Here is a 15217-nt window from a genome sequence, read left to right as displayed (position 1 = left end):
CAGCGATAAGGAGTAGAAATGGTGCAGCAGCAAGTCATGATTGTGGGTGGGGGTATGGTGGGACTCAGCTTGGCGCTGATGTTAGCCAAACAGAATATTGCTGTGAAGCTGCTGGAGGCCATTCGCTATCCACAAGAGCAGCAGGCTGAGGTGGCTTATCACTCCAGTTTTGATGCACGGAATACCGCTTTGTCACGTCGTACCGTACAGATCTATCAAAAGTTGGGGCTATGGTCAGCCTTGCAGCAGCATGCCACACCCATTTTGCAGGTTCATATTACTGAACAGGGCAGTTTTGGTAAGGCGCGTTTGTTGGCGGATCAGGAAAAAGTCGAAAGTTTTGGTCAGGTCATTGAAAATGCCTGGCTTGGCCGTGTGTTGCTGAGCCAGGTACGTCAGCAGCCTCTGATTGAACTGATTGATGGAGTTACCGTCACAGCGTTGCGTCAGGATGATCAGCAAGTCTATCTAGAAGCGACCCGTGGTGATGAAACTTTAAGCCTGAGTACCCAATTGCTGATTGCGGCAGATGGACGGGATTCATTCTGCCGTCAAGCACTCGGTGTGGGTGTGGATGTGCATGATTATGAACAAGCTGCAATTGTAACCACAGTGCAAACCTCGAAACCGCATCAGCACATCGGTTTTGAACGTTTTAGCCCGCTTGGGCCATTGGCTTTATTGCCACTGCCTGGAGAATACCGTCGTTCCGTGGTTTGGCCAGTGAAAAAAGGCACTGAACAGGAATGGCTTGGCGAAGAAAATGACCAGCATTTTCTTGATGCCTTGCAAAAAACCTATGGTGATCGGGCTGGAAAATTTCTGAAAACAGCACAACGTTTTAGCTATCCATTGTCACAAGTGCTGGCCCATCGCCAGGCTGTGGGACGTGTAGTGTTGATGGGTAATGCTGCGCATACCATTCATCCGGTGGCTGGTCAGGGCTTTAACCTGTGTATGCGTGATGCCGATGTGTTATTACGCTATTTGAACCAGCAGCAGGCAAATAATGCTGATTTGGGTGATCCAGAAGTATTAAAAGCCTATGAACAGGCTCGTCTTCCCGATCAGCGACGCGTGATCAAGTTCTGTGATTCCGTGGTGCGTGGCTTTAGTAACAACAATCCATTGCTGAAATTACTACGCAATACCGGATTGATTGCTTTTGATGTCATTCCGGGGGTGAAACCACTGGTGGCGAATTATGCTATGGGGTTAAAAGCATGAATGAAACCAAAGATGTGGTGATTATTGGCGGTGGTCTGGTCGGGGGGCTGACCGCCTTATTACTGGCACAGGCCGGTGTACAGGCGACTGTACTTGATGCTGCACCGATTCAGGATGAGGCTCAAGTTTTGGCTGTTGCCAATCCACGGGTATTGGCACTGAGTCAGGCCACCATGCACTTGCTCCGCACAGTCGGGGTGTGGGACAAACTGGCACGCCATATGCCCTATACAGGCATGCAAGTCTGGAACAAGAATGGCTATGGTGAAATCATGTTTGGCCAGGCATCTGACCGATTCCCCGCTGCTGAACAATGGTTAGGTTCCATGGTTGAACCGAGCATTTTGAACCTGGCGATCCAGCAGCAGATGGTGCAGCAGGTGCAGGATTACCGTACGCAGGTCAAAGTGACACGACTGGAACAGGATGTGCAAGGATGGCGCATTCAGCTGGCAGATGGTACCCAACTCAAGGCTAAGCTAGTGATTGGTGCCGATGGAGCCAACTCTTTTGTACGCGAGCAGGCGATGATCGGTTTGGATCTCTTGGATTATCGTCAGGCAGCGATCAGTTGCGCGATTAAAACAGCCCAACCGCATTTACACGTGGCACGACAAATCTTCTTGCCGACCGGTCCATTGGCTTATTTGCCGATGGCCAGCCTGCATGCTGCCGAGCAGGGCTTCTGGCAGTCGATTGTCTGGACGTTGCCAGATGATTTTGCTGATGAGTATTCCGCCTTGGACGATGAGCAGTTCAAACAACTGCTTACACGGGAAAGTCATTATATGTTGGGTGAAGTGCTTGAGGTTCGTTCGCGTGCACAGTTTCCTTTAAAAGCACGTTCTGCACAGTTATATGTGAAACCGGGGCTGGCTCTGGTCGGTGATGCAGCGCATGTCATCCATCCTTTGGCAGGACAAGGCGTGAATATTGGTTGTCTGGATGCGGCAGTGTTGTGTGATGTCTTGTTGCATGATTTACAGCGTGGGATCTGGGCACACGAGCAAACCTTACAGCGCTACGCTCACCGCCGTAAAGGACAAAATGAGGCCATGATGCATAGCATGTCCGCGATTGGCTGGCTGAAAAGCTCTGAATTTTCTCCATTGATCTGGGCGCGTAATTTTGGTTTGAAGCAAGTCAATCAGTCTGAATTGCTTAAGCAGATGTTTATGCAGCAGGCCGCTGGATTACAGGCACTACAGGGAACCCGTTACGCCGCTTGAGGCAAGTGTGTTGTTTTTTAAACAAACATCAATATAAGATTACTAAGATGGCTAAAAAAAATACGATTTTTTCGTATTTAGCTCTTTGCGAAACTCAGAGAGATTGCTAAATTTCTTCGTAATTCATTCCCATGCAGGATGGGGTAACAGGATGTCATTTGTGGGGAGAGAGAAATGACGGATATTAATGATTTTGACGATGCAGAAGATGTAACAGTCGACGAAGACGAGGCGAAGGCTGCCGAAAAAGGTGCAGATAGCGAAGATGGCACCTCTGATGCAGACCTTGCTGAAGCTGAAACGCTCACTGTTACCGCAAAACAAAAACAGCGCCAGGCCCTAGAAGATGAAATAGCGGCTTTCTTGGCGCGCGGTGGGAAAATTACCGAAGTTCCACCGGATGAAGGTCAGGCGTAGTTAATACGACAAGCACAAAAAAGCATCACAAACGTGATGCTTTTTTATATAAGGTTGCTTATTTTTGTTCGGTCAGTTCTAGTGCACGTTGATAGGCAATTTTCTTTTTGATCCCGGTAAGATCCGCAGCAAGCTGAGAAGCTGCTTTGACCGATAGATCTTGTAATAACCGTGTCAATAACTGATCCAGTTTTTCCTGTTCCATGTTCTTTTCTTGTGTGGCTCCACCTACCACCACGACAATTTCACCTTTCTGCTGGTGATGATCCTGTGCAATAAAGGTGACCAGTTCACCTAAGGTCATTTTTTTGATGGTTTCAAAGGTTTTGGTGATTTCACGGGCAAAGCCAACGGGACGTTCTGCACCAAATACCTTGGCCATGTCTTGAATGCATTCCAGAATGCGATGCGGTGCTTCATAAAAGATCAGGGTTTGTGTCTCATCTTTGAGCTTTTCTAATTGCTGTAAACGTTGCGATTGTTTGGATGCAAGAAAACCTTCAAAACTGAAACGGTCACTGGGTAAACCCACTGCACATAAAGCGGCAATTGCAGCACAAGCGCCCGGAACAGGAATGACACGGATCTGATGCTCCTGTGCCGCACGTACCAGTTTAAAGCCAGGATCACTAATTAACGGGGTCCCTGCATCGCTCACCAAAGCTAGACTTTCACCAGCCAACAGTTTTTCAATCAGACTATGAATTTTGTTGCTTTCATTATGATCATGGCAGGCGGTCAACGGGGTGCTGATATTAAAGTGCTTGAGCAATTGTGCAGACTGGCGGGTATCCTCTGCAGCGATCAGCGAAACCGACTTTAACACTTCTACGGCACGAAAGCTCATATCATCCAGGTGCCCAATCGGGGTAGCAACAACGTATAGCGGGGCACTCATGTGGAACTCCAGGATCAGATCAGCAAAATCGGTGTTTCTCTTAAAGATGAGAAAGCGAAAGAAAGGATGCTGCTGATTGTACCTGAAATGCCTGTTGAGGTCTAAGCGCTTTGCAAATCAACAAAAAACTGTTATCACATCAGGTGTTCGCACAAGATAAGAAAAATAACGAGGTTCTGATGGCACTTGCATCACGCACTTTGGGTCAATGGGCTGAACAGCAAGCCAGCCATTTTCTGCAGCAGCAAGGTTATCAGCTACTACGGCAAAATTATCATTCCCGTTATGGGGAAATTGATTTGATCATGGTACAAGCACAGCAACTGGTCTTCGTTGAAGTGAAAGCACGTCAGCGAGGCGGTTTGCTGCGAGCTGAGGAGAGCATTAGTTCCAGCAAACAACGGAAAATTATTCAGACTGCCCAGCATTTTTTGGCTCATGCGATTGAATATCAGGATTTTTACTGCCGTTTTGATGTGATTTGCCTAGAGATTTCTTCAACAATTGCAAAAACAGTACAGCAAGATTTTCCTCACCTCATTTATGATCTGCAATGGATTGAAAACGCATTTACATTGGATTAAGAGTTCATTACTCTTTGAAATAGATCTAAATATAAACGCTGAATGAATAGACCAACATTGAAGATGAATAGGGAGTCTGACGGAGTGTCTAAACGTATTGTAATGGCTCTGCTCTGTGTAGCAAGTTTATCAGGTTGTGCAAGTTTTATTGCAAGTGGTACAGGGCCAGCACCGGTCGGAAATGACCTCGGCACTCGCTCTTTGGGACAGGTATTTATCGATTCTTCGATTGAGCGGACGGCCAATATTAATCTTTATAAACTGGATCCACGCTTCAAACAGTCACGGGTGAATATTGAAAGTTTTCATAGCAATGTGTTGTTGACTGGGCAGGTGCCAGACCAGCATTTAAAACAGTTAGCTGAAGACAACGTCCGCGCGATGAGTGATGTCAAAGCCGTGCACAACTACATTACCGTTGGCGATAAAATTGGTTATGCCAGCATCATGCAGGATGCTGCGGTAACAGCGAATACCCGTGGTCTGATTGTGAAAGCGCCAATTGTGAATAGCAATAAAGTGCTGGTGCATACAGAAAATGGCGTATTGTATGTCATGGGCCGTTTAAACAATGCTGAAATTAATGACCTGAATCAGGTTCTGCAGCAAGTTGGCAATGTAAATAAAATTATCACCTTGATTGATAATACGGAACAGATGCAATCTGCCATACAACCCATGGCAATGGTGAATCCGGGCCAGAGCAATTTTGTACAGCCGGACGTACAGACACCTGTTGCAATTGATCCTGATGCCGCCGAGCCAACAAATGCCCAGTAAACCACAACAAATCGTCCAGCGTCTGAATGATAAAGTACAGCAGGTCTCTCAGAATTTTCGGTTGTATGATATCGGCAGTTACGCACTGAACCGTTTTATTGCAACCGAGTATTTTGAGCTGCTGCCGAATATTGCCTATGGTTTGAAAGGGCGTCAGCGCCTAGATTTGTATCGCTCCTGCATGCCACGACCGTATCGCCCTTTATTGGTGTTTGTACACGGGGGTTCCTGGCAACATGGTGACAAGAAAGACTATAAGTTTATTGCCGAGGCTTTTTGTCGTGAAGGCTATGATGTGGCGGTGGTGAATTATCATCTGGCACCAGAACACATTTTCCCGGCTTATATTGATGACCTGACATTGGCATTAAATCATTTGCATCAACATCAGCACAAATATCAGATCTCAACCGAAAATCTGGTCCTGATGGGGCACTCCGCGGGTGCCTTTAATGTGATGTCCGCTTTGTATCACCCTGAGCCTTGTAGTTTGCATTGCCGTGAACAGATTAAAGCGGTTGTAGGGATTGCAGGGCCATATCATTTTGATTACAAGGGTGATCCACTGTCACAGCATGCATTTGATGAGCATATTCCTTACCAGCAGGTCATGCCCTATTACTTCGTGGATCAAAATCCGGTACATCACTACTTGTTGATGGCGGAAAATGACCAGATTGTGCAGGAAAGTAACAGTTGGGATTTGCATGAGGTATTGCAAGAAAAGGGGAATCACAGCCAGGTGGCCGTGATTCCGAATACCGGACATATTACCATTGTGGGCAGTTTATCGAGCTGGTTTAGTCGTTATTTCAAGACGAAGGAGACCATCTTGCAGATGTTAGAGCAGACTTTTGCTCAGCGATGAAACCACTTGGGCTTACATCGCATGTCCATGGATGATATGCATGATCATGGCATGTGCCACGCTACCTTTAAAAGGAATTTCAGGTAGCTGATCAAATTTAAAGAAAGCGGCATCATAAATTTCGTCTTCCTGAATTTTGATCTCACCGGAATCATATTCAGCATGGAAAGCGATCATCAGATTGCTTGGGAAGGGCCAAGGCTGGCTAGAAATATAGCGAATATTTTTCACCTTAACACCGACCTCTTCTAATGTTTCACGCTCAACCGCCTGTTCAAGCGTTTCACCCACTTCCACGAAGCCGGCAATCAGGCCATACATTTTGCCCTTATTGCGAATTGACTGTGCCAACAGGATTTCATTACCTTTGGTAATAATAGTAATGACACAAGGCTGAATTCGCGGATATTGGCTGTATTTACAGGCCGGGCAGACCATGGCGTATTGTGTTGGGTGAATTTCGGTAGCATAGCCACAATGGCTGCAAAACTTGTGATTGCGGCGCCATTCTAGTAATTGAACCGCTCGGCTAGCCTGTTCAAATTGGGTGCGATCCCAAATGGTCACGAGTTGTCGAATGGGAACGAGTTGAAAACCTTCAGGAATGGTTTCGCTATCGAGTAGATCCCGTGCAATAACGTGATCGCCTTCAGTGAAGAGTAGATCGTCTTCTAGACGTTCAACTTGAGGGAGTTGAAACTGCTCGTCAACGAGCAGTTTCTGTTCATGAAAAATATAAGCAAGTGATAATTCAGACATTTAGATCGTTGCAGAAGCGAGTTGTTGACTACTCGATAATGCTACATCAAACATTGAATGTAAAACAGGTTGTTTATTTTTTAAATTCTCGATGAGCATTTCAGCACTAGCCAGTGTGTCCAACACCAGGTTGATCTGAGCTTTCTCAACACTCTTTTGTTGCTCAATCTGTTGCTGAATAAATATCGCAGATTGTAAGAGGGCATTTTGCCCTTCCTGAGCACCTAAGAATAAAATGGCACCGCCAACCTCTTTCAGCTGGGCAGGAACAGCCGTTAAACTGTTCACATCCTGATCCTGTAAATATTGTACCAATGACTGGCTACAGAGCTCGATCAGACTTTGCGTTTCAGTTAATAAAACCACATGGGCTTCGTCCAGACGATCCAATGAAATTTTCATGTTGTTGACTGGAAGCTGCAGGCGACTAGAAGTATGGCGACGTTCCAGAATTCCGATGGCATTCATAGCAGACAAAATCGCATTCATCAGGTTGTGGGCAAAATTTTCCTCATGCAGAACCTCTGGCTGAGTCAACGCTGCGGCCTGATTACAGAGCTCATGATAGGCATCATGCAGATCTAATACTTTAAAGATATTCGCCAGTTCTTTCAGTTTACCTTGCAGTTCCTGGGTTTTTTCAGGACTCATGTTTTGGTAATTGTATTCAATCTCGTTACGGATTTGTGCCATTTCGGTCGTTACCAGCGTACTGATATTGCGAATGGTGTCATAATCCGGGCCATATAACTGTGTGCTAAACACACGTAATTGGGTGTCGGTGAGGGAATCTTCAGCAATATTTAGCTGTTCACGAATGTGATGCGAAATCTCATCTTCTTGGCTGATACATAAACTCAGTACATCTGCACTATCTGCCAAGCTAGCCTTGAATTCATTAGGTGCTGCAAAGAACTGGGCCATATTGTATTCGATCTGAATGAACGTGCGTAGACGGGCATCGTTCAGGAACAGTTCATCAATATGGTTGAAAGCGACATAAACCAGATTCCAGTATTGCTCGCTTGGCTGTTGCTGAGCGAGACCTGCCAGATAAGTACCGACCAGTTTAATTCCCTGACGATCTAATTCAGCGGCCTGTTGTTGAAGCAGCTTGTGCAGGCAGAGTTTATAAAGCTGATGCACATAGCCTGATTTTTCCAATTGTGGTGCTTGTGGAAGCTGAAAATTCGGGTTGACGCAGTCTAAGAGTGGCTCAATATGTTGGCCTTCATTGGTAAGTGCTTTGCCCAAGGCGAGTTCTAATCGATTCAAGGTGTCATGCAAGAACTGTGGGACGGTTACTTCACGTAAGCAAATGAATTCGATATAGCGCTTCAACATGGTGGTGCCTTCACTCAGCGCCAGCATGTCCTGTGTATTAATTTCACTTGGATTGGCCATGATCTTGCGCATCAATTCTGCTGAATACTGCGCAATCCGGGCAAGTTGTGGCATGTCGATTAGAGCAAGGACTTGAGCACACTGTTCAAACTGATTGAGTGCATCATCTATACCAAAAGGAAGGGTCTGGTCTTCGGCCAACGCACTTACTGCAGATTCCACCAGTTTAATCGAGTTATCAACCTCATTTTTTATTATCAATAATGCAGTCGGGTCGAAGTGAATAGAGGTTTGGTAAGACATGTATCTGCACCTTTCCTAGTGTTATTTCTGTTGTGTAGGCCCCCAATAAAGGGGCTAATTTGTTCAAGCTCAAATATAGCCTAACTTTTCAGGCTTTAAATACAAAAAATAACAAAGCATTCAAAATTTATTTAGCAAAAAAGCAAGACTCTCCATGTTTTTCTTCATATTGTTTGACCCAAGTCTCATGTATGGCGAGCTCTTGCTCACTTGGCAGAATAACCGGCAAGTCGACTTGCATCAGTGGTCGGTTACTTTGGCCGGACTGGCTTTCGTGATGTGAAAGAGCGTCCATATCGAAAGAGACCTGACCGCCGGTCATCGCCAGATAAACGTCTGAGAGAATCTCTGCATCGAGTAACGCACCATGGAATGTACGATCACGTGCAGGGATTTCATAACGTCTGACGAGGGCATCCAAGGAGTTTTTCTGTCCAGGGTGTTTGCTCTTGGCCAACGCCAAGGTGTCCGTCACTTCACAGACTTCGGATAATGCCAGTAGTCCTGCACGTTTGAACTCCATATCCAGAAAGTTCATATCGAAGGTGGCGTTGTGCGCAATAATTTCGGCGCCTTTTAGGTATTCGAACAAAACATCGGCGATTTCGGCATAGGTCGGTTTGTCCTGCAAGAACTCATCAGTAATACCGTGCACGTTCACTGAATCACCGACCGGTTTTTGCGGATTGATATAAATGTGAATCGAGCTACCCGTAAGTTTGCGGTTGACCATTTCAATCGCACCGACCTCAATGATGCGATCCCCATCTTGATAATAAAAACCGGTGGTTTCTGTATCGAGGATCAGTTGGCGTGGACCATGTAATTCGAGTTGAGCTGGGGTGATTTTAATTTGTGGATGTACTGCACCTACTCCTATTTCTGATTCTTGAGTGGTTACAGTTTCTTCTGCCGCTTCCATTAAGGTTGTTTCTTCCTCAGCTGAATCATCGTCTAATAATTCAAAGCCGAAAGGATCATCTAGGAGCCAGTCCTGTTCTTGAGGTGTATCCGTATCGATGACTGTTTCGCTCAGCAGGTTTTCACTACTTTTAAGATGGTTCTGGCTGACCTGATCTGCACCGAGGTTGGCCAGTTTGTCTGCCATTTCATTACCGGGATGACCGGCATGGCCCTTGATCCAGTTCCATTCAATCTGGCGTTTTTGACAGACGGCATCCAGTTTTTGCCATAAATCCGGATTTTTGACATCTTTCCAGTTTTTCTTTTTCCAGCCGTGAATCCACTCTGTAATGCCCTGTTTGACGTAATTGGAGTCAGTCCAGACAATCAGTTTCGCCTCCATCGGGCAAAACGAAACGCCTTCAATCGCAGCAGTTAGTTCCATGCGGTTATTGGTGGTTTGTGCTTCACCACCAAACAGTTTGTGCTCACCTTGTTCGGTAATGATATATGCGCCCCAACCGCCCAAGCCCGGATTGCCGCGGCAAGCCCCATCAACATAGAGAGTGATTGTTTGTGACATAAATCAAAAATCCAAAAACGTGTGAGTGGGAAAAAGCGAAAACATGAAAAGTTATTGTATACGGAAATGGCTTTTTTCAACCTTGCCAAAATGCTTTTTTTAAATTTCTTGTAACATTTCTGCCTGAAACCCGCTAAATTATGGCCTTGTCTCTCAGACATGCTTCAATAAAATGGCATATCTAAAAAATAAATTTTCACGCGAGTTGTTGGAACTTTTTATGTATAAATCCACCACTGCGATGTGGCAGCCTTCTGCATCGGTCTTTTTTAAAATTACGCTCTTAAGTTCGGCCTTGGCAGCGTTGGGGATTACGACAGGTTGTTCTTCCACTCAAAGTGCAACAACAGTAAATAAATCCAATAACTTAAACTCGAATTATTTAGATGCAGACAGTCTCGATTCACTCGAAGATTTGTTATCCGCAACGGATATGCAGGCAGTAGAGGGGGATCGTCTGCTCATTCTGAAGCATGGTGATGTGTGGAAGCGCATGACGGTGGGTTTCAAAATGGATCTGGATCATTGGGATCCGCGTATTGAAGCACAGCGTAACTGGTTTATTTCGCGTCAGCCCTATCTGGATCGTCTAAGTGCGCGTGCCAGTCGCTATTTGTATCACACGGTGAAAGAAGCCGAGCGTCGTGGCTTGCCTACTGAACTCGCTCTGTTACCTGTGATTGAAAGCTCTTATGATCCCGCAGCGACCAGTAGTGCAGCAGCAGCGGGTTTATGGCAGTTTATTCCGAGTACCGGACGCATCTATGGTCTAAAGCAAACCGATTTATATGACGGCCGTCGTGATGTCGTGGAGTCTACCCGCGCTGCCTATGAGTTTTTAGGTGGCTTGTATAATCAGTTTGGTTCTTGGGAGCTGGCATTAGCGGCATATAACGCGGGCCCAGGCCGTATTCAGCAGGCAATTAACCGCAATAAAGCAGCCGGTTTGCCGACCGATTATTGGTCATTAAAACTGCCGCAGGAAACCATGAACTATGTGCCGCGTTTCCTGGCTGTCGCTCAAATTATCAAAAATCCGCAGGCGTATAATGTGCGTTTGCCTGCCATCGCGAATCGTCCGCACTTCCGTGAAGTTCAGGTGCCGGGTGCCGTATCCTTGAATGAAGTATCGGCCATTACCGGTTTGAGCCGTGCTGAACTGTATTCATTAAACCCAGGCTACCGTGCTGAGCATATTGATCCGTCTAGTCCAATGCGGATTTTGATTCCAGCCGATCTAAGTCCTACAGTGGACAGTAAATTACGCGGTTTAAAGGCGAATACAGGATTGTTGGCCAGTACACAGCCGGTTTTATCTGATTCGACTGCGGGAAGCAGTACCTCTACGGTACAAACCATTCGTCCTTCTAAAAGTACTCCACCACCGATGCAAGCTAGTGTGACGCCTGTAAAAACGCCAGTGGCACCTGCAGTGAGTCATAGTAAAAAAATCTCGACACCACGTGGTTCGGATGCGCTGGCTGCCTTCGCGGGTTCTGCAGACATTCCAAGTGCACCGCGTATTCCAGTGGCTGTTACACCTGCAACCAATATTCAGCCGGTTAGGATTGAACCACCGATCAGCGCTCAAGAACGCGAACAGTTACAGGCTGTGGTAAAAGCAGAAAATCAGAGTAAGAGTGTCGAAGAGGTTCTACAGCCCAAAGCTTCTCAGGCTGAAAAAGATCAAGTAGTGGCCGAGTTAACAGCTTTGGCACCTCAAGGGACAGAAATTGTCGATCCTTATGATGGCAAGATCAAGCTTACCGCGATCCAAACCAGTCAGTCCGTGGCAGAACAGCAGGGCAAAGAAGTGAGCAAAGCCTTTGCTTATCCAAAAGCCTTGGCTGAAGTGACACCAGCAGATTCAGCTGAAGCCAAACTCAACCGTGGTAAAAACTACGTCAAGACAGATGCTGAAGTGGTTGTGGTACCACCAAAAGGCAAACGTAGTACTTACACTGTCATGTCAGGAGATACCTTGGCACTCATCGCCATTAAAAATGGGGTGAACTGGCGTGATGTCGCGAAGTGGAATCAGATTGATCCAGATGCGACCTTATATGCGGGTACGCCGTTATATCTGTATGATGCAAAACCGCAAGCTGCGATTGATAAACCAAGTCCAAAACCGGAAAGTAAACCTGAAATTTATCTGGTGAAAGCCAATGATAGCTTAACCAGTGTGGCGAATCAGTTTGAACTGTCTTTGCAGGACTTGGCACAGTGGAATGATTTGACAGTGAGCAGCGGATTGCGAGTGGGGCAAAAACTGGTGTTACAGGCACCAGTGGATGAAAAACCAAAATCAGCTGCAAAACCGGTATCCACTACTGCCAATCCAATCAAGACAAAATCTTATACCGTACAACGTGGCGAATATTTGCAGTTGATCGCGGAACGTTATGATCTCTCGAATCAGGAATTGGCGGATTTAACACCAGGACTGACCGCAGGTAGCAAGTTACTGGCTGGACAGAAAATTAATGTACCGGCCAAAGCAGTCACCGGCATTGAAAAACCTGCAGAGGTGAAAGTCCGGGCAACGAAAGCTGAAACTACCAAAGCCCCACCAGCTTATAAAACTGACAGCTATAAGGTACAACGTGGAGATACCTTGTATAGTATTGCCAACCAGTCAAAAATCAGTTTGAGTGAACTCGCTGAACTGAATGATTTGAGTAATACGAGTGGCTTGCGTGTGGGGCAAACGATTCAGGTTCCGGCGGGTAGTACGACTCCAGCGACGTATGTTGTGCAGTCTGGCGATACCCTGATCGGCGTGGCGAATAAATACAATCTGCAATTGGATGACCTTGCTGATCTGAATGGATTAAGTCGTCAAGCCGGTTTGCGTGTTGGCCAGAAAATTAAGCTGACCGGTGAGCCAATTGCTGCTGTCAAAGAAGAAACCAGCTCTAAGGCCTCTCCTGAATTCCATGTGGTGAAGTCCGGTGAGACCTTAACCAGCATTGCAAAGAAATACCATTTACAGTTGAACTATTTAGCTGAATTGAATGGATTGTCACGTGGCAGTAGTGTTCGTGTTGGGCAGCGTTTGAAGTTAGAGGGTGAAATTGACAAAGCTGAAGTTGTGGCCAAAACTGAAATAAAGTCAAAAGCAGTGGTTAAAACCAGTAATGCAAATACTGAAAAATATACCGTCAAAGCTGGAGATTCTTTAACCTCAATTGCTGCACGTGTCGGCATTTCAATCAAAGAATTGGCTGACTTGAATGACTTGAACCCACGCAGTAGCTTGCAACGTGGACAGACCATTTTGGTACCCAAACGCTTCACGGAATATAAAGTGAAACGTGGTGATACCTTGATTGGCCTGGCCGGCAAGTATGGTCTGCAAAGTCAGGAACTGGCTGAAATGAATAACTTGAAACCAAGCACTACATTGCGTATTGGTGATGTGATCAAGGTGCCAAATTTATAGGAAGGACATGAGCACGATGCGTCAGTTTTATACTCGGGTTCCATCACTCGCACTTGTATTCGGACTCAGTATGCTGGCGCAAGGTGTGTCTGCTGCCTTGCAGACCACACCGTATATCGCCTTACATACCCAGCCACGCTATAGTGGCTTGGCCGCCCTGCCTTATGCGAACCCCAAGGCTCCTAAAGGCGGTTTGCTCAGTACCGCTAGCATGGGGACCTTTGATAATTTAAACAGCATGAATGGCAAGGGGAGTTCCACCGAAGGGGTCAATTATCTATTCGACTCCCTAATGGACAGTTCATTGGATGAGCCAGGTGTGCTGTATCCGCTGCTGGCAGAGAAAGTCACCTTTGATCCAGAAAAAACCAAATTCGTGATTTTTCATCTCAATCCTAAAGCTCATTTTAGCAATGGTCAGCCGTTGACTGCACAAGATGTCAAATTCACCTTTGATACCTACCAGAGCAAGGCCAACCCGGGCTTGCAGATGTATATTTCGGATCTGGCAAAAACCGAAGTCTTGTCCAAGTACCAAGTCAAATTTCATTTTAAATCTGACAATAACTCGGAAATGCCACTGATTCTGGCGACTTTGCCGATTTATTCCAAGCAGGACTGGCAAGGCAAGGACTTCAGCCGTATCAGTATGCAGCCGATTTTGGGGTCAGGGCCCTATGTGATTGACCGGATTGATGCCGGACGTAGTATTACCTATAAACGCAATCCCAATTATTGGGGTAAAGACCTGATCATCAATCGTGGCCGTTATAATTTTGACAAAATCAAATATGTCTATTACCGCAATCTGGACATTGCCTTTGAAGGTTTTAAATCCGGGCAATATACTCTGCATGAGGAAATGACCGCACGTAAATGGGTCACCGAATATCGGTTTCCTGCAGTGACGGCTGGAATGGTAAAAAAATACCGTTTCCAGCATCACAACCCGATTGCTACACAAAGTTTTATTTTCAATACTCGCCGTAGTCCTTTTCAGGATATCCGTCTACGCCAAGCTTTAACATATGCCTATGATTTTGAATGGCAAAACAAGGCGCTGTTTTATGGTCAGTATCGACGCCTGCAGAGTTATTTTAGTAACAGTGAGTTAGAGGCACGTGGTACACCAAGTGCTGCAGAAATGCAGATACTCAAACCGTTATTGCCGGGTTTGCCGCCCTTACAGCGTCAAGGGGTCATGTTGAACTGGAAATATCCAGTTTCCGATGCTAGCGGATTTAACCGCAATAACCTGTTGGTTGCCCGTCAAATGCTTTTAGACGCGGGTTATCCAATTCGGGGAGGGCAACTTTATGATCGTCAGGGCAAACCGATTCAGATCGAATTCCTGATTCATCAGGATGGTTTACAGCGCACCTTGATGCCATTTGTCCGTAATCTGAAAAAACTCGGGATTATGGTGAATATCCGTCAGGTTGATTTGCCGCAATATATTGAACGGATGCGCCGCTTTGATTTTGATATGACTACCGGGGTCATGCCACAGTCACTGACGCCGGGGAATGAACAGGCTCAGCTCTGGGGTAGTGCTGCTGCAGATCAGGTTGGCAATTTCAATTATGCCGGGATCAAGAGTCCGGCAATTGATCAAGTTGTACAAAGTGTGATTCGTGCGCCGAACCGGCAACAACTGGTGATTCGTACCCGTGTATTGGACCGTTTATTGCGTGCAGGTTATTATCAGATTCCAACCTACGGTAAAGGTGAGAACTGGCTGGCTTATTGGAACATGTATCGTCAACCACAAATCAAGCCGAAACTGTCTACCGGGATTGATTATTGGTGGGTTGATGCTGCGCAGGCACAAAAAGTAAACCAATACCTACGTCAACAATAACTACAGCTTAAAGTCA

The 15217-nt window shown here is 46.1% G+C and carries 12 protein-coding genes; 8 read left to right on the top strand and 4 right to left on the bottom strand.

The genetic code is table 11. The annotated features are described in order from the left end of the window. Positions 1-21: 21 nt before the first annotated feature. From ubiH to PAE54_RS08825, 3 genes are all read left to right on the top strand, one after another. On the top strand, positions 22-1227 hold the full coding sequence (gene ubiH / locus PAE54_RS08835; RefSeq protein ID WP_326519166.1) for a 2-octaprenyl-6-methoxyphenyl hydroxylase: 1206 nt from the start codon (positions 22-24) through the stop codon (positions 1225-1227). Continuing rightward, complete coding sequence (locus PAE54_RS08830) at positions 1224-2456, top strand: FAD-dependent monooxygenase (protein ID WP_326519156.1); 1233 nt, start codon at positions 1224-1226, stop codon at positions 2454-2456. The genes ubiH and PAE54_RS08830 overlap by 4 nt, the downstream gene beginning before the upstream one ends. Before the next feature lie 174 nt (positions 2457-2630). Next, the gene (locus tag PAE54_RS08825; RefSeq protein ID WP_273778765.1) at positions 2631-2873 is read left to right on the top strand and encodes a hypothetical protein; all 243 of its coding nucleotides are present in this window, start codon (positions 2631-2633) and stop codon (positions 2871-2873) included. A 58-nt stretch (positions 2874-2931) separates the two neighbouring features. On the opposite strand, the gene rsmI is transcribed toward PAE54_RS08825, so the two are convergent. After that, on the bottom strand, positions 2932-3771 hold the full coding sequence (gene rsmI, locus PAE54_RS08820) for a 16S rRNA (cytidine(1402)-2'-O)-methyltransferase (protein WP_326519155.1): 840 nt from the start codon (positions 3769-3771) through the stop codon (positions 2932-2934). A gap of 179 nt (positions 3772-3950) precedes the next feature. On the opposite strand from rsmI, the gene PAE54_RS08815 reads away from it, so the two are divergent. From PAE54_RS08815 to PAE54_RS08805, 3 genes are all read left to right on the top strand, one after another. Further along, positions 3951-4355 carry a YraN family protein gene (locus PAE54_RS08815; RefSeq protein WP_326519165.1) on the top strand — a complete coding sequence of 135 codons (405 nt, stop codon included), beginning with the start codon at positions 3951-3953 and terminating at the stop codon, positions 4353-4355. A gap of 84 nt (positions 4356-4439) precedes the next feature. Beyond that, positions 4440-5135: a BON domain-containing protein gene (locus PAE54_RS08810; RefSeq protein WP_326519154.1), complete on the top strand. Its 696-nt coding sequence runs from the start codon at positions 4440-4442 to the stop codon at positions 5133-5135. Beyond that, positions 5125-6003: an alpha/beta hydrolase gene (locus PAE54_RS08805; RefSeq protein WP_326519153.1), complete on the top strand. Its 879-nt coding sequence runs from the start codon at positions 5125-5127 to the stop codon at positions 6001-6003. Before PAE54_RS08810 ends, PAE54_RS08805 begins: the two co-directional genes overlap by 11 nt. Positions 6004-6015: 12 nt before the next feature. Here PAE54_RS08805 and nudC read toward each other — a convergent pair whose 3' ends face one another. From nudC to dnaQ, 3 genes are all read right to left on the bottom strand, one after another. Next, positions 6016-6762: an NAD(+) diphosphatase gene (gene nudC, locus PAE54_RS08800; protein WP_326519152.1), complete on the bottom strand. Its 747-nt coding sequence runs from the start codon at positions 6760-6762 to the stop codon at positions 6016-6018. After that, a complete protein-coding gene (locus PAE54_RS08795) occupies positions 6763-8409 on the bottom strand; it encodes a chemotaxis protein (RefSeq protein WP_326519151.1) in 1647 nt (548 codons plus the stop codon). A gap of 127 nt (positions 8410-8536) precedes the next feature. Continuing rightward, positions 8537-9895 carry a DNA polymerase III subunit epsilon gene (dnaQ, locus tag PAE54_RS08790; protein ID WP_326519150.1) on the bottom strand — a complete coding sequence of 453 codons (1359 nt, stop codon included), beginning with the start codon at positions 9893-9895 and terminating at the stop codon, positions 8537-8539. Positions 9896-10115: 220 nt separating this feature from the next. Here dnaQ and PAE54_RS08785 point away from each other — a divergent pair, with 220 nt between their 5' ends. Both PAE54_RS08785 and PAE54_RS08780 read left to right on the top strand, forming a co-directional pair. Then, complete coding sequence (locus PAE54_RS08785; RefSeq protein ID WP_326519149.1) at positions 10116-13340, top strand: lytic transglycosylase; 3225 nt, start codon at positions 10116-10118, stop codon at positions 13338-13340. A 16-nt stretch (positions 13341-13356) separates the two neighbouring features. Beyond that, positions 13357-15201 carry an extracellular solute-binding protein gene (locus PAE54_RS08780; protein WP_326519164.1) on the top strand — a complete coding sequence of 615 codons (1845 nt, stop codon included), beginning with the start codon at positions 13357-13359 and terminating at the stop codon, positions 15199-15201. Positions 15202-15217 lie beyond the last annotated feature (16 nt).

Origin of the sequence: Acinetobacter minutum (assembly GCF_035916735.1) — a bacterium.
GTDB lineage: Bacteria > Pseudomonadota > Gammaproteobacteria > Pseudomonadales > Moraxellaceae > Acinetobacter.
This window is presented reverse-complemented; position numbering and strand designations above follow the sequence as displayed.